Raw genomic sequence first — 21,784 nt, 5'->3', positions numbered from 1 at the left:
TGCATACATATTCATTTTCATTCGGACGGGATTCGGGAAAGATGTCATCTATTTCAGATGAAAAGAAGTTATACCACCGCATAAAGGCCCTTTCGGACGCTTTTTTACAATCCTCCAGAGCTTTGGATTACAAATCATTTTTACGGACGGCAACAAGACACTTCAAGGTATTTACCGGGGCAGATGCATCCGTACTTATGTTAAATAATGACGAAAACCTCACGCCGGTTTGTTCTGTAGGAATTCCTTTCTCCAAGGTTAAGGATGCGTGCCTGCCATGTTCTACACGGTTGAAAGACATTATTACCCGTCCTGTTATAGATGTACGATATACGTCCTTTATGAATACCCCCCTTATTCATAACCGGAAACTGATCGGGTTATCGGCTGTATTCAGTATTATACCCGAGAAATTTCATGCTTTTGAATATGACAAATACGAGAGCCTTCTTATGACTACACTGGCCAGTTATATTGCCGTGAGTATTGAAAATGCAACCTTAATGAACACATTTAAGTCAATAGAACGTTCTAAAATAGAGTGGGAAAGCGCCTTTGACGCCATTAATGATTTAATCAGCATACACGATACAGATTTTACTATTCTTCGGGCTAACAAGGCAGTAGCCAAAAAATTCAATATGGATATTAAGTCAATAGTTGGCAAAAAATGTTATAAGATTTTTCATGGTACGGAGGAACCATGGAAGATATGTCCACACCGTAAATCTATGGAGAAGAAGACTCCATGTACAGAAGAGATCGTAGACCCCCATATGTGCGGCATCTTTAATATCACTGCATTTCCCTATTTTAATGATGCGGGGAAGTTCATAGGTTCAATACACGTAACAAAGGATATAACCATGCAAAAGAAGCTGTTGGGTCAAGTAACTCAGTGAAACAAACCCTATGGCTTTCGATCTGTTACCGGAATTATTCCTGTCGTGAATCAAATATGATACCGATTCAAAGAGTTATCCTTATTGTACTGGACAGTGTGGGTATTGGGGCTATGCCCGATGCTCATTTATACGGAGATGAATACAGCAATACCCTGGGAAATGTAGCTGATGCTTTGGGAGGATTGCAGTTACCCCATCTGGAAAATTTAGGACTGGGAAAGATTGTGCCTATCAAGGGCATTTCATCTTCAATTACTCCTTCTGGATTCTATGGCAAGATGTCAGAAGTTTCCAGGGGAAAGGACACGACTTGTGGTCATTGGGAGATGATGGGGATTATCACCCCAAAACCATTCCCAATCTATCCGAATGGTTTTCCAAAAGAAATTATTGATATCTTTGTGGAAAAAATTGGCAGACCCATTTTGGGGAATAAATCGGCATCAGGCACTGAGATTATTCGGGAACTGGGAAGAGAGCATATCAGGACGGGTTTTCCCATAGTATATACCTCCGCCGATAGTGTTTTTCAGATTGCTGCCAGCGAGGATGTCATTCCCGTTCCGGACTTATACCATATTTGTGAAATAGCGCGGAAAATATTAACAGGTGAACATGCTGTCGGCAGGGTTATTGCGCGCCCTTTTGTTTTACAAAGCGGTCAATTCATCAGAACGGACAGGCGGAAGGATTTCTCTCTGGCGCCACCGTCATCTACCGTTTTGGATCATGCACTCCAGGATGGATTCGGGGTAATCGGCGTTGGCAAGATCGGGGATATATTTGCACACAGAGGGTTGTCGGAAGAGATCCACACTCAGGACAATCAGGATGGCATTATCCAGACAATAAAATGTATGAAAAGGAATTTCAAAGGAATACTTTTTACCAACCTCGTTGATTTTGACATGAAATATGGTCACAGAAACGACGTAAAGGGATATGCGGATGCGCTAAAAACCTTTGACACGAGTATTCCTCAAATCGTGGAAGCGCTTAACGAAAGTGACATTTTGTTTATTACGGCAGATCATGGTTGTGACCCCACCACCCCCAGCACAGACCACTCCAGGGAGTATGTGCCTTTGTTAGTTTACGGGAAGGGGTTGGGTTATCCCAAATCATTAGGCATTCGCCAATCCTTTGCAGACGTGGGAGCCACTATCACAGAAATCTTAGGCCTTAAAAACCTCGGGTGTGGTCAGAGTTTCTATAAGGATATGGCTTAAGAAAGCCTTCTTTCCCGTGGGGAAAAGACTCAGAAAGGGTTCCATAATTTAAATACATTGATTTTTATTAACCATAAATTAGAATATACAAAAATATAGTCCGTTTGTGAAAGAAACAAATATTTTCGTGGTTTCAGGATATTGCTTATGCGACATGATGACTGTGATTAAGTTTGTCATACCTGAATGAGAAAAGGAATTATGTGGCGAAAGGGGGGAGTGTGAAACTCTCAGATGTTCTGACCAAAGAACGCATAATCATCGACTTGAACGGAAGGGATAAAAATGATGTGCTGGGAAAAATGGTGCAGGTGACCAGGACATCGGAAAAGGTGACAAGCGAAACAGACCTCCTGAAAAAGGTAATTGAACGGGAAAAAATTAAAAGTACAGGAATTGGTGGAGGAATTGGGATTCCCCATGCACAAACCTCCGGCGTAACAGATATTGTCGCATGTCTTGGAATTTCGGAGCAGGGAATAGAATTCAATGCAATAGACGGGAAACCCGTTCATTTCGTTATTTTGATTGCTACCAAAGAGCGAACAGACAGCAGGTATCTTGGCCTTTTGAGTCGAATAGCCCGTTTATTCATTGATGAGCCCTTTAAGCAACGAATTATTAAATCTCATTCGCCGGAAGAGATCATGCGTCTTATCAATGAAAAAGAAAAGGAATAATAGTCCTTATGCTGAAAGAAATAAGAAGGAGTTGCCTTTATGGACCACATGCATTTTTCCGCCGCAACAATCATTTTTATGTTGATACTCTTTCTTATCCTCCTGATCGTCTCCGCCTTTTTTTCACTAACCGAAACATCTCTTTTTTCCATTAACAAGGTACGATTGGACTATCTGATCAAACAACGGAACAAAAGAGCCGTCGCTATTTATAATAGTGTCAATGAGCCAGATAAACTTCTCAGCACCATCCTTACGGGAAATAATATTGTCAATACCATAGTATCAACGATAGGAACAACGATCGCAATATACTATTTGCATGAATGGGGTGTAATTCTTGCGCCAGTAATCGTCGCCTTCATTTTACTCTTGTTTGCGGAAACGTTTCCAAAAGTGTTAGCAACCCAGTTTCCTGAACAACTTTCCCTGTTGATCATCAAACCATATGAGTGGATACGATGGGTCTTATCACCCAGCGTTACATTAATTACCTATATTACCTACCTCTTTTTTAAATTATTTGGTGTGAAAATTGAGTATAAAAAAACGATTTTCAGCCGTGAAGAGGTAAAACATATTATCAGGGAAAGTGGAGAGACGGGTGTATTAGCTGATGGTGAACACAAGTTATTGCGCAAAATATTTGAATTTAGTGATAAGCTTGCTAAAGAGGTTATGGTACCCAGACAACAGATTGTAGCCATAAATGCAGACATGGGACGTGAGGACATCGTAAGAATCGTTGCAGAAGAAGGCTACACCAGGTATCCGGTGTACAGGCAGTGCATTGATAAGGTAATTGGGATCGTTCATGCAAAAGGAATCATTAATATGGTGGCAAATAATTCTCTTTTTGTCCTCGAAGACCTTATGATGGAACCCTATTTTGTCTCTGAAAACAACAAGATTAGTAAGATATTTACAGAATTTCAGCAAAAGGGATTACACATCGCCATTGTCAGAGATGCCGGCGGCAATGTATCGGGTTTAATAGAGATAAAAGATATCTTAAAGGTCATTTTCGGGGAATTGAGGGAAAAGACCAGTCCTGAAGAATAAAAATTCAGCGTCAAGCCATGACAAATGAAACAAAACGCAGGATTGAACACATCGTGCCAGTCATATTCGTTTTTTTATTAAAATATTTAAATACCTGGCAAGCGCTCCTGTTTGCATTAGCGGGAATTCTGTATGGACTTTTCTTATCAAAGATATTCGTAAAGGGCTCATTCCGGGAACATGAGATGGAAAGGTGCTTTTCCTTCGGTAAACTGATCTATGGGGTAATGGTCTTTGCCCTTATCCTTCTCTTTCATAAAAAAATGTATATTGTGGCAGGCGCCTGGGCAATCATGTCCCTGGGCGATGGTTGCTCTAATCTCTTTGGAAAGACTTATGGGAAAAAGAAACTTCCCTGGAATCCTGAAAAGTCATGGATCGGTTTTATAGCCTTTGTCTTCTTTGGCGGACTGGGCGCTGCAATTCTCATGTGGTGGGTAAATCTGAGCCCGTTACAAACACCATTACCGTGGCACTATCTGCTGATCACGGCGTTTTTGACATCTTTCATAACGGCAGGAGTTGAATCATTGCCGCTGAAGATCGACGACAATATTACGGTGCCGCTGGCTGCAGGGCTATTTCTTTACGCTGCGACTATCGTGAATTGGAAACATCTCAGTCATGCTCATAACATCTTCACTGCTTTTAGCGTCAATGTAGCATTTGGCCTGCTTGCTTATTATGTAAAAACCGTAAATAAGTCTGGCTTAATCAGCGGGGTTGTTCTCGGTACCATCATCTATCTCTGTCTGGGTCCAGGGGGATTTTTAATCCTCTTTACATTTTTTCTACTCGGCAGCTGGTCATCCAGATATAAATATACGTGGAAGGCTTCACATGGAGTTGCCCAGGAAAACAAGGGCAAGCGCAGCTCAAAACACGTAATTGCGAAGGGCGGGGTTGGGCTTGTGATGGCTGTTATGGCCTTATTGACCAATACCCCAGAAATTTACAGGGCTGCCTTTGTTGCCGCCTTCGCTACGGCCACCTTCGATACAATCTCCAGCGAATTGGGACAAATTTATGGCAAAAGGCCAATCTTAATTACTACGATGCAACCTGTCCCTGTAGGTACGGATGGGGCAATATCTGTCGAAGGAACTATTTTGGGGATACTGTCTGCTGCTTTTATTGGCGCCGAAGCTTATGTGTTACACGTAATCAACCTTCAGTCAATACTCATCGTAATAATTGCATCGTTTGTTGGCACTACGGTTGAAAGTATTTTGGGTGCGACTATCGAACGAAGAAAATGGATAAGTAACGAAGTTGTTAATTTCATTAATATCTCTACCGGTACCATAGTATCCTTATTCTTTGCAAAGATATGTTTATCGTAAAGAACCTGAATAGATTTATATCAGGCAGCTTAGTTGTGACAAAAAGATCGTGGATGGTAGGCTGTGGATAGTCTGCTGCGGGTAATAAATTCCCACTGCCGGCGGTCAACGGTGTGTTAAGCAATTAATCCGATAGGAGAGGAATTTGCGTTATGGAACTACCGGTAATCTCATTAAAGGCCCGGAGAAACTCACTTCATCCATGGATCTTCACCAGGATGATCCGGCATCCTCAAAAACGCCTGCAGCCAGGCTCCCTCGTAGAGGTAATCTCAAAGGAAGGAACCTTTATTGGCAGGGGTATCTACAATTACAAAAGTAATATTGGCATCCGTCTGTTAACCGAGAATATATCCGAACAGTTAGATCACGAATTTTTCTTCAAAAAACTGGAACAGGCCAGGACACTTCGTGAGGAAATTCTTGGGATTCAGAAGGCTTCTGACAGCTACCGATTAGTACATGGGGAAGCCGATGGTCTGTCGGGGCTGATTATTGATAAATTCGCCGGCGTCCTCGTCGTGGAACCATACTCTGCCGGATACCTTGGAATAATGGAGTTGATCGTATCGCCTTTACAGTCCCTTTACCCTGGCACCCGGGTTGTTGTGCGCCCGGATGAACGAATTGCCGCCAAGGAGGGTGTAGATTTTTCAAGGGCAGCCGGGGCTTATCCCGGTCCCGATTCCGTAGAAATTAAAGAAAATCAGTTAAAGATGAAGGTAAATCTCAAAACAGGACACAAGACGGGTTTCTTTCTCGATCAACGTGAGAACCGTTTAACATTGTCACAGTATTGCCACGGTAAGGAGGTGCTTGATTGTTTTTGTTATACCGGTGGATTCGCCATTTCTGCAATGCTGGCTGGCGCAAAGTCGGCTACGGCAATAGACCTGGATGAAAAAGCACTGGAAACTGCACAAGAAAATGCACGACTAAACGCTGTAAAAGTAACGTTCCAACACGTCAACGTGTTTGATCACCTGCGTATGATGATCAGCAAGGGTATACAGGCCGACGTCGTGATCCTCGACCCGGCAAAACTTGCCGGATGCACCGAAGAGATCAAGCGTGCACATCGGACCTACGGGGACATCAATAGGCTTGGCGTACAGGTACTCAGGCCAGGCGGCATCCTGCTGACCTGCTCTTGCTCAGGTCTCGTATCAGAGAGGGACTTTCTTTCCATTCTGACCCGTTCTGCAGCAGAAGCTGGAGTTGTATTGCAAATTTTTCGGCTTGCGGGGGCGTCATCAGACCATCCCTTTTCTACCATCTTTCCCGAAGGGCGATACCTTAAGGCCGTCTTTGCAAGGGTATTCCCCATACAAAAGAGAAATAGTCCGTAGGGACACGGCGCAGCGTGTCCCTATCTTTGAAATCCATAAACGTTAATAAGAAAGGGAAATAAACGTATGACCTATTTAGAAGCATTGATTCTTGCCATTATTGAAGGTATCACCGAGTTTTTACCCGTTTCATCTACCGGCCATATGGTAATCGCTTCTACATTTATGGGTATCAGCAATAATACCCTGACAAAGAATTTTGAAATCGTTATTCAGCTTGGCGCTATTTTATCGGTGGTAGTGCTTTATTGGCGTAAGTTTTTCACCGCTTTCCGGTTTTATCTGAAACTAGCCTTTGCATTCCTGCCTGCTGCAGTTGTTGGTTTTGTCCTGGAAGATTATATCGACTATTTACTGGCAAACGTATGGGTAGTCATTGCCTCACTTTTTCTTGGGGGAATTGTCCTGATCTTTGCAGACCGGTGGTTTAAACACGCCGAAGGAATGGAAGAACAGGAAATATCCTGGTTCCAGGCTTTTAAAATCGGTTGCTTTCAGTGTATCGCAATGATCCCGGGGGTATCACGGGCTGCAGCCACCATCATTGGAGGAATGGTGGTAGGGCTTAACCGGAGAACAGCCGCTGAATTTTCATTTTTTCTTGCTGTTCCAACCATGCTTGGCGCAAGCGCCAAGAAAATGATGGGTTCTTACAAGACAATCCAACACCCTGATATAGTCATCCTGCTCCTGGGGAGTTTCATAGCATTTGTCGTAGCTATGTTTGCTATCAAGGCCTTTATCGGTTTCCTGAAACAACACGGTTTTAAATGGTTCGGGTATTATCGCATAGTTGTTGGGGTGGCATTGGCTATTGTTGCATTCATGATGAAAATGGACATGTAATTCCAGTTGATTGGCTTGCAGATAAGTCAGAACAAGAGGGAAAATTCAGATTCAAAATTGTATCGATTTGGTAGTGGCGGAATCACCGAAGAATTGCGATGTGAGATTCATTCGCGATCGTCCGTAAGATGAAGAATCGGTGGAACCGGAAGGAAATTTGGTTTGGAAAAACAGCGAGGAACCACATGTTTGCCACAAGGATTGGGAAACAGACTACCGGGCAAGGGGCGAAAACTCCCATATAAGCTGTAACGGCAGGAAAGTAAAAAACTTTTTTAATATTCTGTTTTCTTAAAGAGAAATTTTCTGTATAATGTGTTCATACTTAAAAGAGGTAGGCGAAAGTAGTTTATAATAGAGGTTTCAAATAACTGCTGCATACATCAGGTATGCATCTTATCCCTCCACGGCATATACCATGCAGGACTACGTAACAGTCGCTAACTGAAGTAGGTAATTGGCTATTCGTAGTTGACTAATATCCATCAGGGTTGACAAGAGTCTCTGACCCACAAGGCAGACACAATTCATTTACAAATCGTTCCCTATCAACTTTTGAAGAATCCTGGTCAGAGAGTTTTGGACGCTACAGCCAAACAATTGAATTATAGTTTATTAGAGAGCCATTAACAAAGGTGACTTGGCTCATATTTTAACCATAAGGAGTTTCAGTGAATTTTAAAACGTTCAATTTCCATCCGCTTATTGCGGCTGGTGTACAGACACTCGGTTACATTACACCGACGCCGATACAGCTTCAATCTATCCCATCAATTCTTCAGGGCCGGGATATTATCGCCCTGGCCCAAACCGGAACAGGCAAAACTGCAGCATTCGTGCTGCCGATTTTGCAGCGTCTGATGCAGGGGCAGCGCGGACGTCTTCGCTCCCTCATAATCGCGCCCACGCGTGAACTGGCAGAACAAATACACGAGACCATCGCCGGACTGGGACGGCAAACCGGATTGCGCAGTGTTACCATCTATGGAGGTGTAGCTATAAACCCCCAAATCCAGAAGCTGCGTCGTGGAGCAGAAATCGCAGTAGCCTGCCCCGGCCGCCTGCTTGATCACATTGGCCAGGGCACGATCAATGTATCACATCTGGAAGTACTCGTGCTGGACGAGGCAGATCGTATGTTCGATATGGGGTTTTTGCCTGATATCCGGAAGATATTAAAGTACCTGCCGGCGCAGCGGCAAACACTGTTTTTCTCTGCCACCATGCCCAATGATATCCGTCGTCTGGCACACGATATCCTGCATGATCCGGTTACGGTACAAATCAACCACACGGTCCCATTAACCACTGTCTCACATGCATTGTATCCGGTCGATCAGCACCTCAAAACTGCGCTGCTAACGGAGATTTTGCGCCACACAGATACAGAATCAGTGCTCGTTTTTACACGCACCAAGCATCGCGCCAAACAGGTAGCACAACGACTACAAAAAGCGGGCTACTGCTCGACTTCACTGCAGGGCAACCTATCCCAGAACAAGCGTCAAGCCGCTCTCGAAGGCTTCCGTAACGGCTCGTTCAAGATCCTGGTAGCAACCGATATCGCCGCTCGGGGTATCGACGTTTCAAGGATTTCTCATGTAATTAACTACGACATGCCCGACACTGCAGAAACCTACACTCATCGCATCGGACGTACGGGCCGTGCGGCCAAAACCGGAGATGCGTTTACCCTTATCACGCGGGAGGATGCATCCATGGTACGTGCCGTGGAGAGCGCCCTTGGCGTAAAATTAGAACGACGCATACTGAAAGACTTCAATTACACTGCGCCAGCGCAGAAGACAGAATCTGCGCTTCATCAACCGCAACACCGCCACAAACAGATCGCAGCACGGCGGACCAGATCGCAAAAATCAGCCACCTTCGGATCAGCCACCCGGCAAACGGCGTCAACTACACGGGTAACGAAACGGCGCCACCCGAAAGTATCGCGCACAACCGGTTCGTCGGCACGGAGATCTCACCACTCGCACGGTACGCGCTGACATCAATGATATTAATTAAGAGACAGATGTGTTTGCCTTGCCAATGAATTAATCATCATCAAATGCAATCAGGGTAGGATTGATGTGGGTAGGAAGAAAAACGTTTTAACAATCAGGAACCAAATGCCAGGAATGAACTTTAAAAATACACAAGAAACGCCTCAATCAGTAAGTACCATTAAAACTTACCTAACGGGCCAAAACATTCTTTTTTCACAATTGAATCATTCTTTATAACTCGACCACAAGTCCATCAAAGGCGAATTCAACGCCTGCTGGAAGTTTGCGGTTGTCTTCTTCATGTTCAATATCATGACACATATGGGTAAAATAAGCCTTCCGTGGTTTTAACTGTCTGACGATGCGTAATGCCTGCTCGATACTGAAGTGTTTTACGTGAGGAATATAGCGAAGCGCTCCCAAAACAAGTATATCCAGGTCTTTTAATTTTTCCAGCGATCCGGCTGGTATCTCGCTTGCATCAGTAATGTAAGCAAATTTCTCAAACCTGTAACCCGTCACCTGCCCATCGCCGTGAATCGCTTCTATAGGTACGACAGAAAGGCTGCCTATTTTTAAATTACCATGAATGACATTCATAGAAAATCTGGGTTTATAACCACCCGGACCTGATTCGTTATTAAAAACATAGGAAAAGGCGTTTCGTATGGTATCGAGGGTTTTAGAAGTGCCATAAAGGGGGATATCCATCCGTTGGACCATATTGAATCGTCGAAGATCGTCCAGACCAAAAATGTGGTCGGCATGGGGATGGGTAATAAGTACGGCATCCAGGCTTGTGACATTGTTTTTTATACACTGGAGTCTTAATTCTGGTGTGGCATCAACAAGGATATTGCAGCCATTTTTGCTGACCAATACAGAAGTACGCATCCGTTTATTTTTCGGATTATCAGAGGTACAGACCCTGCAATTGCAGGCGATCATGGGAACCCCATGAGAAGTACCAGTGCCCAGAAATGTTATCTTCATAAATTCTTTAATTCCTCTATTGACTAAATTCTGTTATTATTATATGGATAATTTTGTAATGATTTCAAGGATTCTTTCGTGTTATTGTGAATAAAAATGATGAAAAAATTTCTTTTCTTGTGGATGGTGGTCCTGCTTTTTGCATTTTCCAAAGATGCGTATGCCGTATACTTTTTCCTGACCGATGAGCAAATCAGACAGGCTATTGAATATGGTGAAAAAAACAAAGACCTGGACTATATCTCATTTTTCGATGAATGGGTAGTTGTATCCCACGATGGATACGAATGGGCGGCCTTAAACACCAAATTTAGCATGCTGGCATATGAAGCAAGGCAGGCGGCTCTGGCCGCCGGGAAATTAACGGAACCTCAGATATTTCAGATGATTTCAGAAGTGGAGGACATTTTGTCATTCCGGGTTGTTTTGTATGGCAATTCCCCTGGTTTTGCCGGAGATTATCATGCAGTATTATTGTATAAAAACAAGCCCATCCAACCGGTCAATGAGCAAAACGATACTCATGCCAGGCCTACCAACCTTGGAATCAGGATGCCTGCTACCTATCGCGCCGCATGTCAATATGATTTCCCAAACTATTACCTAGAACCTGATGAGGAGGTCACGCTCATAATCCTTAGTTCACTCAATAAAGAGCGAAGATTTGTTTTTAACTTAAAGGAAATGCGATGAAGGTCGGCTTTTTGCAAACATCGCCCATTTTTGGGAAAAAGGATGAGAATGTACGTAATGCTATTCAGCTAATAAAACAACTAGATGCCGACCTGGTAGTTTTACCTGAACTCTTTAATACAGGTTATCAGTTCACATCAAAAGAAGAGGCCTTTGCTTTAGCAGAAGAAGTTCCAGATGGAGAAACGACACGTACGCTGATCAATCTGTCAAAGGAAAAACACCTTTATATTGTGGCAGGCCTGTCTGAACGGGAAAAAGGGCGTTGCTATAACTCGGCCGTGTTGACAGGACCGAATGGATTCATTGGCTGCTATAGAAAGCTTCATCTATTCTCCAATGAAAAAAAGTGGTTTGAGCCGGGAAATGTCGAATTGAACGTCTATGACATTGGGCAGGTAAAGATTGGTATCATGATCTGTTTTGACTGGTTCTTTCCAGAAGTCGCAAGATACCTGGCCGTAAAGGGAGCAGATATTATCTGTCACCCAGCTAACCTTGTCCTGCCGTATTGTCCGCAGGCTATGATAACACGGTGTCTTGAAAATAGGGTGTTTGCAATTACTGCCAACCGTACTGGAACGGAGAAACGTTCAGAAGAAACGCTTACTTTTATCGGTACCAGTCAGATTGTAGGGACAAAGGGAGAGATCTTCTGTCGTGCCTCATCTGATCGGGATGAGGCAATCGTTGTTGAAATTAACCCAAAAATCGCTCGCGATAAGCAGATAACTCCTATGAATCATCTGTTCAATGACCGTCGGTTAAAGTTTGCCATGCACGTTGAGGAATGAGAGTAAACATATTCGAAATTGGTAACATTTTTAGCTGTTTGAAGATTGTCTTTAAATAAACCGCCACCGCTTGTTCCCAAACCAATGTGCTGAACTTGTTGAAGCATCCGTTTGGGAACACAATTACAGAGAAACTGAGTTTCTCGTCCAGTACGCTCCCAAACCATGTCCTCATGAAAATGGGGAAGGAGTTTGGGAGCGAGCAGTTAAATCCCCTTAATAAAGGGGGTTGTTTTTGACCGGCATTTGCCGTGTATCTAAAAGTCGCTGCCAAAGGCAATCTATTATACAAGGGATTTCAATGCTGTGGTTGTAGAGCGACGAGTCTCATCGCTCTACATTGAGAAAGTACCGAAGGCTTAATTAAATAACCAACCTATGCCCACTTTCGCAAGGTAATGTCATTGAATTAAGGCCGAGAGCTTTTCGCTTTGCGGAAAAGACCGAAGGGCTGGCAGAGTATAGCCCAGGGCGGCAGCCCTGGGACAAGGTTTAACAATATTTTTAGCCCTGAAAGGGCGAAATATTAAAAATTCTTAAGTCCTTGATATTGGGCTGGTTTCCTGTTTTGCCTTGAATTTTAAGGGATTGTTGTCGTTATATCAATTCTATTCATTTCAATTACTTCTATCCTTTTGGGTTAATTTTAGCACAAAATTAGTACAAATTATAACACATGATTTGCTAAAATAACAATTCTCGGATAACCTGGAACGATTCAACACCGTTCTTTCCCCAGAAAAAAACGAAAAAGGCTTGCGTTCTTCTTCATTTTTGTATTATCATCCTCTAATTACAACAGCCGCATGGAGCAGGCTTATTATCATTGGATCAAATGGAACAAGAGGATTTTATGCTGATCCGTATAAGGCAATGTGATAACAAATGAAAAAAGACATAAGTTGTGGTGAATGAAGTACTTATCAATATAGTACTTAACGTATCAAAGGCATGTTATATGTACAATAAATCTGTATTCCGCATATTATGCGGATCAATCTAATTAATTGTTATGCGCTAGCAGAAATTAAGTAAATGACCGATTACACAATAAAACGATTTAACAAATATTCAAAAGAGGAATTGCTATCGGCGTTAAGAGGCTTTGTCGATAAAAACGGCACTAAATATGTTGCTAGTCGTGATTTCTGCCGATGGCTAGGAATATCACCTACAACAGTAGAAAGGCATTTTGGTAAGTGGTCCTCATTATGCAACGAGGCAGGTATTTCACCGCGATATGACAGAAACATAGACCATGATTATCTGTTTCAGAACTTGGAGACTGTTTGGGAAAAGCTAGGTCGACAACCAAGAGCAAAAGAAATGAAACAACCACTTTCTCCAGTATCTATTTCCAAGTATCAAAGAGAATTTAAAAAAACCTGGTATGAAATATGTCTAGAGTTTGTTTCTTGGAAATCTGGAGCTTCTGTTGAAGAAATTGAAAAAGAATCACGCGCCTTTCCCAAACCATTGTCAGATATACAACATAAAACAAATAGAAGTATATCGTTGTCCTTAAGATATAATGTTCTGAAAAGAGATAACTTTAAGTGTGTAATGTGTGGTAACACCCCGGCATTGTCGTCCGGAGTTCAGTTACATATTGATCATATTGTCCCGTGGTCTGGAGGTGGAGAAACTATAATTGAAAATCTCCAAACACTTTGTTCGGAGTGTAATCTTGGTAAATCAGACAAATATAGCGCATAACGCGCTGCAGTAAAATCGAACCACACGGCGCTTTTGGGGCAGGTGTTGTTTGAGATTTGCAGAGCGGTTTTTTTTACTTTGTGATTCAGTGGTTCGGTTCACTAAGCTTAGCGTTATACCTTGAATATATACTAATCTCAAAACCTTCTTATGCATACTTATGTTATTGGTATAATAACACGGTTTCCGGCAATAGACATCCTTGCATATAGAATCTTCCTCTCCAAATTATCAAATCTGAAAAAACTACAAATGAATCTTAACGCTTATTGGTGTCGGATTTCATGACTAATATTTCGCTAATAGATGAACAACAGCAAATTGAGAAAACGCTAATTGAATGTAGAAAACTACTTACACGGAGCGTCACCGATCTTGATAGATTCTCGACTCCTGATAAAATCGAAGACAATTATTCCGACTTTATAAGAGAGTGTTATAACTCTTGGAAAAAAGCTGAAAATTTACTTGTCGAGAAAATCTTGTTGATCGAAAATGATTTGGAGCTTCTCAGTAATAATAAAAAAGATTCATCTGTTGAAAAAAATATTAATTTAAAAGTTGGCCTAAAAATAATTTTAGAATTGTTTTTCAATACATATATTTGGATAACTATGAATTGGGACAGGTCAAGCGTAACAAAAATATTCAAAGGGCCAAAGTCAGGATTGTTGCGTCACCAAAATATTGACTCAGTGCTAAAATACGTAAATGATGTCAATAAAAGTCCAAATGTGTTTGCTGTACCTCTTGATTTCTGCCGCTTCTCTTGTATTGCGGATATTTTAAAAGTGACATATATTGAGGAAAATAAATCAATCGAATTCGACTTTATAGAGGCAAAATCAGGAAGGGTTAATGAAGAAATACTTGAAACTATTGCCAGTGAAAAAGATGTTTCATACTTTGATTTTTTTAACAAATACGCTGAAAAAGGCATTAAACAGATGGAACGATGCTTTCGTCAACAATTAAATATGTCCAAAAACATAGATTTAATTCACGCCAATCCCGGGATTTATGAAAACCCTGATAATCCAGAGCAAAAGTTATTTATAGTATCTGATAATTCGGTTAGTCAATTATACACCGATACGATTGAGAGATTACTTGAGGCCGCAGACCATGATAATTTTGCTGTTGATATAGTTGATGACTGCTTAGTTATAGGTGTAATAAATCACAAAAACGCTAATATCGCTGCGCTGGGCGAATTTGATGCAAGGCTTTATGTTTACCATGTGTTTACAAATCCCCAATCATTCGAAGACAAAAACTATCCTTCAAACCTGCCAAATATTCTTAACAAGCTTCCATTGAAGGACTGGCGAGAAGGCTTTGGATCGGTTGTATTGCATCCCGTAGCAGCTCGCCAGATTGCCGATAATTTTTTAATGGATTTATTATTTGGAAGAAAAAGAATTCTTTACTATTTTAATGCTGACAACTTCATTGCATTATGTAAAGAACACGGACTGGATGTGGGGTTTTCCAGTGTTAAGCAAGCAAATCGACAAAAATCTAAAGGTTTAGCGAAGGGGGTTCCCCAGTTTAATGGTAAATTTATTCGGTATAGTTTTAGGAAAATGGAAATGAATCTTGGAGAGGGTATCTTTCATGAGATTTATTATAATTGGATGCGACCGAAGTCTATAATAGATAGATTGAAATCTGTCGGCAACAATATTGCCACATCATAAATAAAACTATGCAAATTATATTGCACAACAAATTCATCCAGCCGGCAGGGGATAGCGCTTTTTCATTTTCATTCTCAGGTCTGTGGCCCGGAGGCTGATGATGGCGTTATACTGGAAATATATCAAATCTCAAAACCTTCTAATTCATACTTACGTTATTGATAAAATAACACTGTTTCCTGTAATAGACATCCCTGCATTTAAAATCTTCCCCTCCCAAGTATCAAATCTGAAAAACTACAAACCTATTTCAATTAAAAACAATATACTTGTGAAATATGGGTGATTAAATATTACAAAGGATTAACCGATAATTAATAAATCACAGCATTCTTTGATCTTCTGTTTTGTAGAAGATGAAAGAATGCTGTGATAGGAAAGGCAATAAGGTTAGCCGAAGAAATAAGCGTTAAACCTTCGCTCTTAGCGGAACGTTTTTTGTGGAGCTAAGAGGGAAGGGAATGAATTGGGTGAAATAGGGATTTTATCAACTTATATGAGGAAATATGCAAACGGAAAAGACCGATGGCTGGAAAGAGAAAATCGACCCTGACTTTGATGAACTCATAAAGGTATATTTAGACTTTATTGATAGGTCTCACATTAACGTAAATACCGGTTACTTGTGCCTTGATGATGACTCATTAAATTTTCTGAAACATGAAGGATATCCTTCATTCCATAAGAAAATTAAATATGATTATGAATACAATAAAAAGCTAACAAAGGACATTATTAAATTAGGGGCGAGTAATGATATTGAGTACATATTAAAGTTTTTTACTGCAAAGAAATTTGAACAAAAGAAATCGTATTTATTAAAGATGATACACGGATTGCCAAACAAAGAAAGCAAGGAATATTATAGAATGTTTTTTAGTTTCTTTGAGACAGAAGAAAAACTGAAATCCTATTTTGATAGAAGGCCTGAAAGAGACCTTAAAAGATGCGTGTTCGATGTAGTTATGAACATTTCAACTTTAATGATCCAAGTAATGCTTAAAGGATATTGGGATACGGAAAATGATGAGTCCATAAAAAGAAAAAGACTCGATAGATTAAACCTAATCAAAATAAGTCTATCGGAAGTATTTAATACCGTATCAAGCATAACACATAAAAAATCGTTAGATGGGCTCTTGGAAGAAGCTGAAAAGGGAAATGATGAATCACTGTTTAAGGCAATACAAATTGATAAGAGGCTATTTGACTTGAATTGGCTACGCAAGCGTATAAGAAAGGCATTCTATGCTGGAGATGCAAGCTTTTTTAAAAAACTAGGAATGGCCATTGAAAAAACGCCTTTAGAGAATGATATTGAATACACAAAGTTAAACAGTATTTTAATTTCGTTTTGGGGACTAGGGCTTTGTAAACTAAACAATCAGGAACTATGGGAGTTATTAAAATCCTGTGGGGTAATAGTACAGGATGACCCGGAATCGTTTAGAAAGCATGTAAAACGTTTAATAGAAAACAAGATGATAGATGATTTTTACTAATCGGACATAAAAAATATTTTTCATGTCCAAGACATAAGAGATAAATTTTCCTATAGTAGGCCACAGATAAATACTGTGGCCTTTTTTATTTCCAGGATCGATTGTGAAAATAAGAGAAACAGTAAATCAATACAATTGTTTTGGGCAAGGCGATCACAGCCTTCTTTCATTAAAAATTGGCTATCTGATGGTACACGTGCTGAGTGGAGCGGAGCGCAAGCGGGAGCATAACGAAGCACGCGCGTACGTACCGGAAAAAAAGCAGATGTATGGCGATATTTTAAAAAATGGGTGAATATCCATATCCTGGTACAACAATGTGCTTGCGCCATTCCTTAGGCGTACTGCCCCAGGAAAGGCAAAGTACGCAGGTAACACAAATATGCAGGCGCAAGTGAATCTGTGTTGAGTTAGCAGAACAATAATAACGGTCAGATAAAGATTACAAGGACTGGTAATAATTCATGCGGTGCGAAGCCTAGTAACACAGCACCGCCAAATTACAGGGAACTATTTTGGGAGGATTTAAAGATGGAGTTTAAAGAGGTATTGAAGGGAATTGACAGTTTATATGTGTCTTATAAGGGTACGATCAAGGAAGGGTTAAAAGAACGCCTGGAAGAAAAAAAGAAACTGGCTCAGTCAGAAGATGAAAAGGAACAAGCCTTAGCAGTAATGACCATTGATGACCATTGTTTTGAGGTATCAGACAGGGGTACAAAGTGGTATTCATTTATTCTGGTTGATAACTGGTATCACCTGCAAATATCGGGAAGTAAGAGACAAAAACTCCCTCAAATATATGTCCAGGTATCAAGCGAACTCCTTACCTGTTACGGTCTTGATAACGCAATCATCAATTTAAGAAAAATCGTAAATATGCTTTTAGAAAAGATAGAAGAAGAAACTATCAGCAGAACCGATGTCTTTACTGATTTCGTTACCAATGGAGAATTGGAAACCATAGAAAAGGTATCCTGGATTACGAGGGCGCAAAAGACCCATAAATATTGGAATGGTGATATATTCACCGGCTGGACAATAGGCCAGGGCGGAGATATTTTGGCAAGACTCTATGACAAAACCGTTGAGATTGAAAAGAGTCGCAAGGAATATCTCCGGGAGATATGGGAAAAGCAAGGCTGGGACACATTCCAAAGGGTATGGAGACTTGAATTTCAATTGAGAAGGGAACTTTTGGGACAGATGAAAATAAACACATTTTCAAGCCTTATGGAAAAAATTAACGATATGTGGAAGTATTGTACCCGTGATTGGCTAAGGCTCGCAATAAAAGAAACTACCATCAATAGGACACGATGGAAAACAAACCCACTGTGGGAAAAGATTCAGGATATAAGATTTAATGACGGTAAATTCACCGGGATATTAAGAGAGGTAAATAAATCGAGGATACCTAGCGATAAGACGTTATTCCAAAATGGCATTGGATATATCACGGCCTTTGCAGCCCGTGAAGGATTTGAAAACGTTGACAAGGGAACACTCAGCGAATATTTAGAGAAGGCCAAAAACTATCTCAGGGAACAGACAAACGGCAAGGACGAAGATTATTTAAAAACAAAGATAGGTAATAAAAAGAAGAAATATAACAAGGCTTAAGGTAAGACAACATGAAGATAGTAACCATCAAAGAAGTTTCAGAATTTCTTAAAATTAAGCAGTCAACCATCTATTCATGGGTAAATCAAAAGAGAATACCGTCTTTTAAGCTCAATGGCCTCTGGCGTTTTGATATGGAAAAGATAGAGGAATGGGTAAAGGCATCCTACGGTTTAAAAGTCGTACCCCAAAGGATCACAAAAAAGGCAAAGAAAAAGCAGGATATAGACAGGATCGTTAAACATGCAATCGAGGAAATTTATGGAAAAGAATAACCCAACTCATACAGATAATGAACACGATATTATTATTGCCCATCCTTCATATGAAGTAAACCAAACATTCATGTCATTAGGCTTCCGGGAAACGGTAATATCGAACAATCAACCAGAGGATAAGAATTTTTATATCAAATCGGGAAAAGATATATCAATACACAAAGAGCATCTTTTCAAATACGAAGATAAAACAATCATATTCCATGAACAAGACAGGATACTCTTAAGGGTGAATGACCGATGGGACAAAAACAAGATAGTAAACTTTATTACCAATAAAGAACCACCAAAAGAACTCTATCAGGAAATAAAACAAACAATGAAAAACTATATCGAATTTCAAAGAGAAGCCATTTACGGCATCATAACGGCGTGGATTATAGCAACCTATTTTCATAGATGCTTCCATGCCTTCCCCTTCTTGTTCATTTATGGGAAAAAACAGAGCGGTAAGAGTAGGTTTCTGGATTTATTGGAGAGATTGTCATTTAACGCCATGAAGGTAAAAGGCGTATCGGTTGCAGCCCTTGCGGATAGCATTGATGGAATACGGGGAACATTCTTGAATGACCAGGCCGAAGAACTCAGCAACAAAAAGAATACAGAAATATTAGGTATCCTTTCGGATAGTTACACCATTGGGGGCGGTAAGAGAAGGATTGTAAACATGTCAAACAAGAGTCGTAGAATTATGGAATTTGAGACCTTCGGGCCAAAGGCATTTGCAAGTATAAAGGAACTAGACAGCGATTTAAAGGATAGGTGTATTGAAATTACCATGCTCAGGGCTATCAAGGAATATTCCTATCCTGACGCATACCTGACAATATGGGGAGATTTAAGGGATAAGTTATACAGACTCCTTTTAACACGATGGCATGCGGTAAAGGAAATATATCAAGATACAGGAAAGGACGTATCACACAGGGTAAAGGAACTCTGGAGACCTCTTGAAACTATATTAAGGCTTGAAGATGTGCCAGATGAAGAAACAAAAGAGATTAAAGGATTTTTCCTCGAAAGTATGCAAGAAACCCAAAATGAACTGTCTGAATATGAAATAGAACTCTTTGAAACATTAAAAGAAATGGTAAAGGACAAAGGAAAAGAGACATTAACAGTAACCGACATAGCAGAGAGGTTGAAATCAGATTATGCAACTATGGAAGAAAAAGAAAAAAAGAGATTCCATATATGGGTAGGGAAGATACTCAAGCAACTAAGCCTTTATGATAAGTCGGCTGGGAGAAAAGACGGCAAAAGGGCTTATGAATTCAGTTATGACCGTATCGAGAACATATATCAAAGATACAAGATCAACAATAATACCATGACCATTGATGACCATTGCAGTAGTAGTGCAATGGTAAGTCATAAGTCCATGCCAGATAATGACCCTGACCATGCGACCATTGAAATGGCTGATTTAGCAGAGGATACAGGTATTCCAGAGAAGGAGATTGAGATTTGAACACTATTCCGAAATTAATCAATACCATTCAAAACCTGGGATATAGCATCTCACTGGAAGGTGACAAGATCAAGCTCAAGTTTGTAGGCAAAGGCAATCCACTGAAAGAAGCTTCAACAATAATCAATGAGATAAAAGGGAATAAGGCTATAGTCATAGAGTATCTGAAGACTATGAACAAAATGGAAGCTATTTTTAAGGATAAGGTAGACGAAATTGCACAAGTATACCGAGCGGATACGTTTAGTTACATAATGATAGTGTTTCCCAGGATGTATACTAAAGCACAAGAACTCGAACAGAGAATGAACAAGGTCTGGGACGAAGGAAAAGACATAAAAGCCTTTCAGGAAATAGTAAACCAATGGGAAGAAATGAACAAGAGATGCATTAAGTTATATTGCGCCAAAAATGGTATTGATAGCGTTCTGGATGGTGTATATAATGCATCCAACGGGAAACCAGGCCCATGTCAAGGTCTCGGAAAGGAGGCGGAAGAACATGGGACTTTATAAAAGAGGTCTGGTCTGGTGGATGCGGTTCACTTACAATGGCCAACAGGTAAGAAAATCGACAGAGACAACGGATAAGAAGTTGGCGGAAAAAATCTACTGCAAGGTTAAACACGACATCGTTGAGGGAAAATGGTTTGAAGCTCATGAGGCAAGCCAGCGGACATTTCTTGAGCTAGCCGAAAAATACGAATATCAGGTTTTCAGGGAACTCAAGAGCTGGCGTTGTTCGATAAGTTACCTGAACCAACTGAAAGACTTTTTTGGTAAATACAAGCTCAGCGAAATTACCCCTGCATTGATAGACGACTTTAAACAAATGAGAAAAAAACAGGGAGTAAAACCAGCAACCATTAACCGACAGTTTAAAATACTCCGAAGGATGCTTAATCTTGCCAGGAATCGTTGGCAGTGGATAAAAGAAACACCAACAATAGAAATGGAGCAAAACGCTGATAACAAAAGGGTAAGGCATCTATCATTTGATGAGTTTAATAAACTTCTTAACTGTTGTGAAGGCTGGCTAAGGGACATAGTAATTGTTGCAGCCTGGACAGGGTTAAGGCGGGGTAATATCTTAAATTTAAAGTGGAATCAGGTTAATTTACGGGCAAAGGTGATTACGTTGAATGGTAAAGAGACAAAGAATAGTGAGGATTTAAGAATTCCGATGGCTAATCCTGCGTATGACGTTTTATATGCAGTAATGAAGAAAAATGATTCTAAAAGCCCCTATGTCTTTTATGATAATAACGGAATACCTTTTAAAGCCGGGCGCATTCGACTAAACTTTAAAAAAGCTTTGAAATGTGCAGAAATAGAGGATTTTAGATTCCATGACTTAAGGCATTGTTTTGCATCCTGGCATCGTCAATCAGGGGTTGACCTGGATACCCTTGCCGAACTTATGGGACACAAAGATACACGGATGACCAGAAGATATGCCCATATTACCCCTGTACATCTGAGGAAGGCCGTTGAACTTTTAGAGAAAAGCTATAGTGAATATAGCACAAATTTAGCACAATCAAATGTTGCTATGGCTATACAAACGGCTTAAATACGTGTCCTTATGGCTG

20 protein-coding genes are annotated in these 21,784 nt (G+C 40.6%); 19 read left to right on the top strand and 1 reads right to left on the bottom strand.

Features of this window, described 5'->3' with window-relative positions; all coding sequences use genetic code 11:
* Window positions 1-41 precede the first annotated feature (41 nt).
* The 8 genes from BROSI_RS12065 to BROSI_RS12030 all read left to right on the top strand — a co-directional run bounded on the left by BROSI_RS12065 (window position 42) and on the right by BROSI_RS12030 (window position 9,423).
* Window positions 42-902: a PAS domain-containing protein gene (locus tag BROSI_RS12065; protein ID WP_052564049.1), complete on the top strand. Its 861-nt coding sequence runs from the start codon at window positions 42-44 to the stop codon at window positions 900-902.
* 65 nt (window positions 903-967) lie between these two features.
* A complete protein-coding gene (locus tag BROSI_RS12060) occupies window positions 968-2,134 on the top strand; it encodes a phosphopentomutase (RefSeq protein ID WP_052565810.1) in 1,167 nt (388 codons plus the stop codon).
* Window positions 2,135-2,355: 221 nt separating this feature from the next.
* Complete coding sequence (locus BROSI_RS12055; RefSeq protein WP_157842510.1) at window positions 2,356-2,814, top strand: PTS sugar transporter subunit IIA; 459 nt, start codon at window positions 2,356-2,358, stop codon at window positions 2,812-2,814.
* 39 nt (window positions 2,815-2,853) lie between these two features.
* Window positions 2,854-3,876, top strand: coding sequence for a hemolysin family protein (locus BROSI_RS12050; RefSeq protein WP_052564047.1), 1,023 nt, complete (start codon window positions 2,854-2,856; stop codon window positions 3,874-3,876).
* 17 nt (window positions 3,877-3,893) lie between these two features.
* Window positions 3,894-5,219 carry a DUF92 domain-containing protein gene (locus BROSI_RS12045; RefSeq protein ID WP_052564046.1) on the top strand — a complete coding sequence of 442 codons (1,326 nt, stop codon included), beginning with the start codon at window positions 3,894-3,896 and terminating at the stop codon, window positions 5,217-5,219.
* A 152-nt stretch (window positions 5,220-5,371) separates the two neighbouring features.
* A complete protein-coding gene (locus BROSI_RS12040) occupies window positions 5,372-6,568 on the top strand; it encodes a class I SAM-dependent rRNA methyltransferase (RefSeq protein WP_052564045.1) in 1,197 nt (398 codons plus the stop codon).
* Between the two features lie 66 nt (window positions 6,569-6,634).
* Window positions 6,635-7,414 (top strand): undecaprenyl-diphosphate phosphatase, encoded by a 780-nt coding sequence (locus tag BROSI_RS12035; RefSeq protein ID WP_052564044.1) that lies wholly within the window; start codon window positions 6,635-6,637, stop codon window positions 7,412-7,414.
* A gap of 671 nt (window positions 7,415-8,085) precedes the next feature.
* Window positions 8,086-9,423 carry a DEAD/DEAH box helicase gene (locus BROSI_RS12030; RefSeq protein ID WP_052564043.1) on the top strand — a complete coding sequence of 446 codons (1,338 nt, stop codon included), beginning with the start codon at window positions 8,086-8,088 and terminating at the stop codon, window positions 9,421-9,423.
* Window positions 9,424-9,654: 231 nt separating this feature from the next.
* Here BROSI_RS12030 and BROSI_RS12025 read toward each other — a convergent pair whose 3' ends face one another.
* Complete coding sequence (locus BROSI_RS12025; protein WP_052564042.1) at window positions 9,655-10,416, bottom strand: MBL fold metallo-hydrolase; 762 nt, start codon at window positions 10,414-10,416, stop codon at window positions 9,655-9,657.
* Between the two features lie 96 nt (window positions 10,417-10,512).
* Here BROSI_RS12025 and BROSI_RS12020 point away from each other — a divergent pair, with 96 nt between their 5' ends.
* The 11 genes from BROSI_RS12020 to BROSI_RS11965 all read left to right on the top strand — a co-directional run bounded on the left by BROSI_RS12020 (window position 10,513) and on the right by BROSI_RS11965 (window position 21,765).
* Window positions 10,513-11,109: a hypothetical protein gene (locus tag BROSI_RS12020; RefSeq protein ID WP_052564041.1), complete on the top strand. Its 597-nt coding sequence runs from the start codon at window positions 10,513-10,515 to the stop codon at window positions 11,107-11,109.
* Window positions 11,106-11,903 (top strand): nitrilase-related carbon-nitrogen hydrolase, encoded by a 798-nt coding sequence (locus tag BROSI_RS12015; RefSeq protein WP_052564040.1) that lies wholly within the window; start codon window positions 11,106-11,108, stop codon window positions 11,901-11,903. The genes BROSI_RS12020 and BROSI_RS12015 overlap by 4 nt, the downstream gene beginning before the upstream one ends.
* 1,035 nt (window positions 11,904-12,938) lie before the next feature.
* Window positions 12,939-13,619 carry an HNH endonuclease gene (locus BROSI_RS12010; RefSeq protein WP_052564039.1) on the top strand — a complete coding sequence of 227 codons (681 nt, stop codon included), beginning with the start codon at window positions 12,939-12,941 and terminating at the stop codon, window positions 13,617-13,619.
* 284 nt (window positions 13,620-13,903) lie between these two features.
* Window positions 13,904-15,319, top strand: coding sequence for a hypothetical protein (locus BROSI_RS12005; protein ID WP_052564038.1), 1,416 nt, complete (start codon window positions 13,904-13,906; stop codon window positions 15,317-15,319).
* Between the two features lie 506 nt (window positions 15,320-15,825).
* Window positions 15,826-16,821 carry a hypothetical protein gene (locus BROSI_RS11995; RefSeq protein ID WP_052564036.1) on the top strand — a complete coding sequence of 332 codons (996 nt, stop codon included), beginning with the start codon at window positions 15,826-15,828 and terminating at the stop codon, window positions 16,819-16,821.
* 103 nt (window positions 16,822-16,924) lie between these two features.
* The gene (locus tag BROSI_RS11990; RefSeq protein ID WP_052564035.1) at window positions 16,925-17,116 is read left to right on the top strand and encodes a hypothetical protein; all 192 of its coding nucleotides are present in this window, start codon (window positions 16,925-16,927) and stop codon (window positions 17,114-17,116) included.
* A 236-nt stretch (window positions 17,117-17,352) separates the two neighbouring features.
* Complete coding sequence (locus BROSI_RS11985; protein ID WP_052564034.1) at window positions 17,353-18,444, top strand: hypothetical protein; 1,092 nt, start codon at window positions 17,353-17,355, stop codon at window positions 18,442-18,444.
* Between the two features lie 11 nt (window positions 18,445-18,455).
* A complete protein-coding gene (locus BROSI_RS11980; RefSeq protein WP_052564033.1) occupies window positions 18,456-18,719 on the top strand; it encodes a helix-turn-helix domain-containing protein in 264 nt (87 codons plus the stop codon).
* On the top strand, window positions 18,706-20,193 hold the full coding sequence (locus tag BROSI_RS11975) for a DUF3631 domain-containing protein (RefSeq protein WP_052564032.1): 1,488 nt from the start codon (window positions 18,706-18,708) through the stop codon (window positions 20,191-20,193). The genes BROSI_RS11980 and BROSI_RS11975 overlap by 14 nt, the downstream gene beginning before the upstream one ends.
* Complete coding sequence (locus tag BROSI_RS11970; protein ID WP_052564031.1) at window positions 20,190-20,708, top strand: hypothetical protein; 519 nt, start codon at window positions 20,190-20,192, stop codon at window positions 20,706-20,708. The genes BROSI_RS11975 and BROSI_RS11970 overlap by 4 nt, the downstream gene beginning before the upstream one ends.
* Complete coding sequence (locus tag BROSI_RS11965) at window positions 20,695-21,765, top strand: tyrosine-type recombinase/integrase (RefSeq protein ID WP_052564030.1); 1,071 nt, start codon at window positions 20,695-20,697, stop codon at window positions 21,763-21,765. The genes BROSI_RS11970 and BROSI_RS11965 overlap by 14 nt, the downstream gene beginning before the upstream one ends.
* Window positions 21,766-21,784: the final 19 nt, after the last annotated feature.

The sequence above is a fragment of the Candidatus Brocadia sinica JPN1 genome (assembly GCF_000949635.1).
Lineage (GTDB): Bacteria > Planctomycetota > Brocadiia > Brocadiales > Brocadiaceae > Brocadia > Brocadia sinica.
This window is presented reverse-complemented; position numbering and strand designations above follow the sequence as displayed.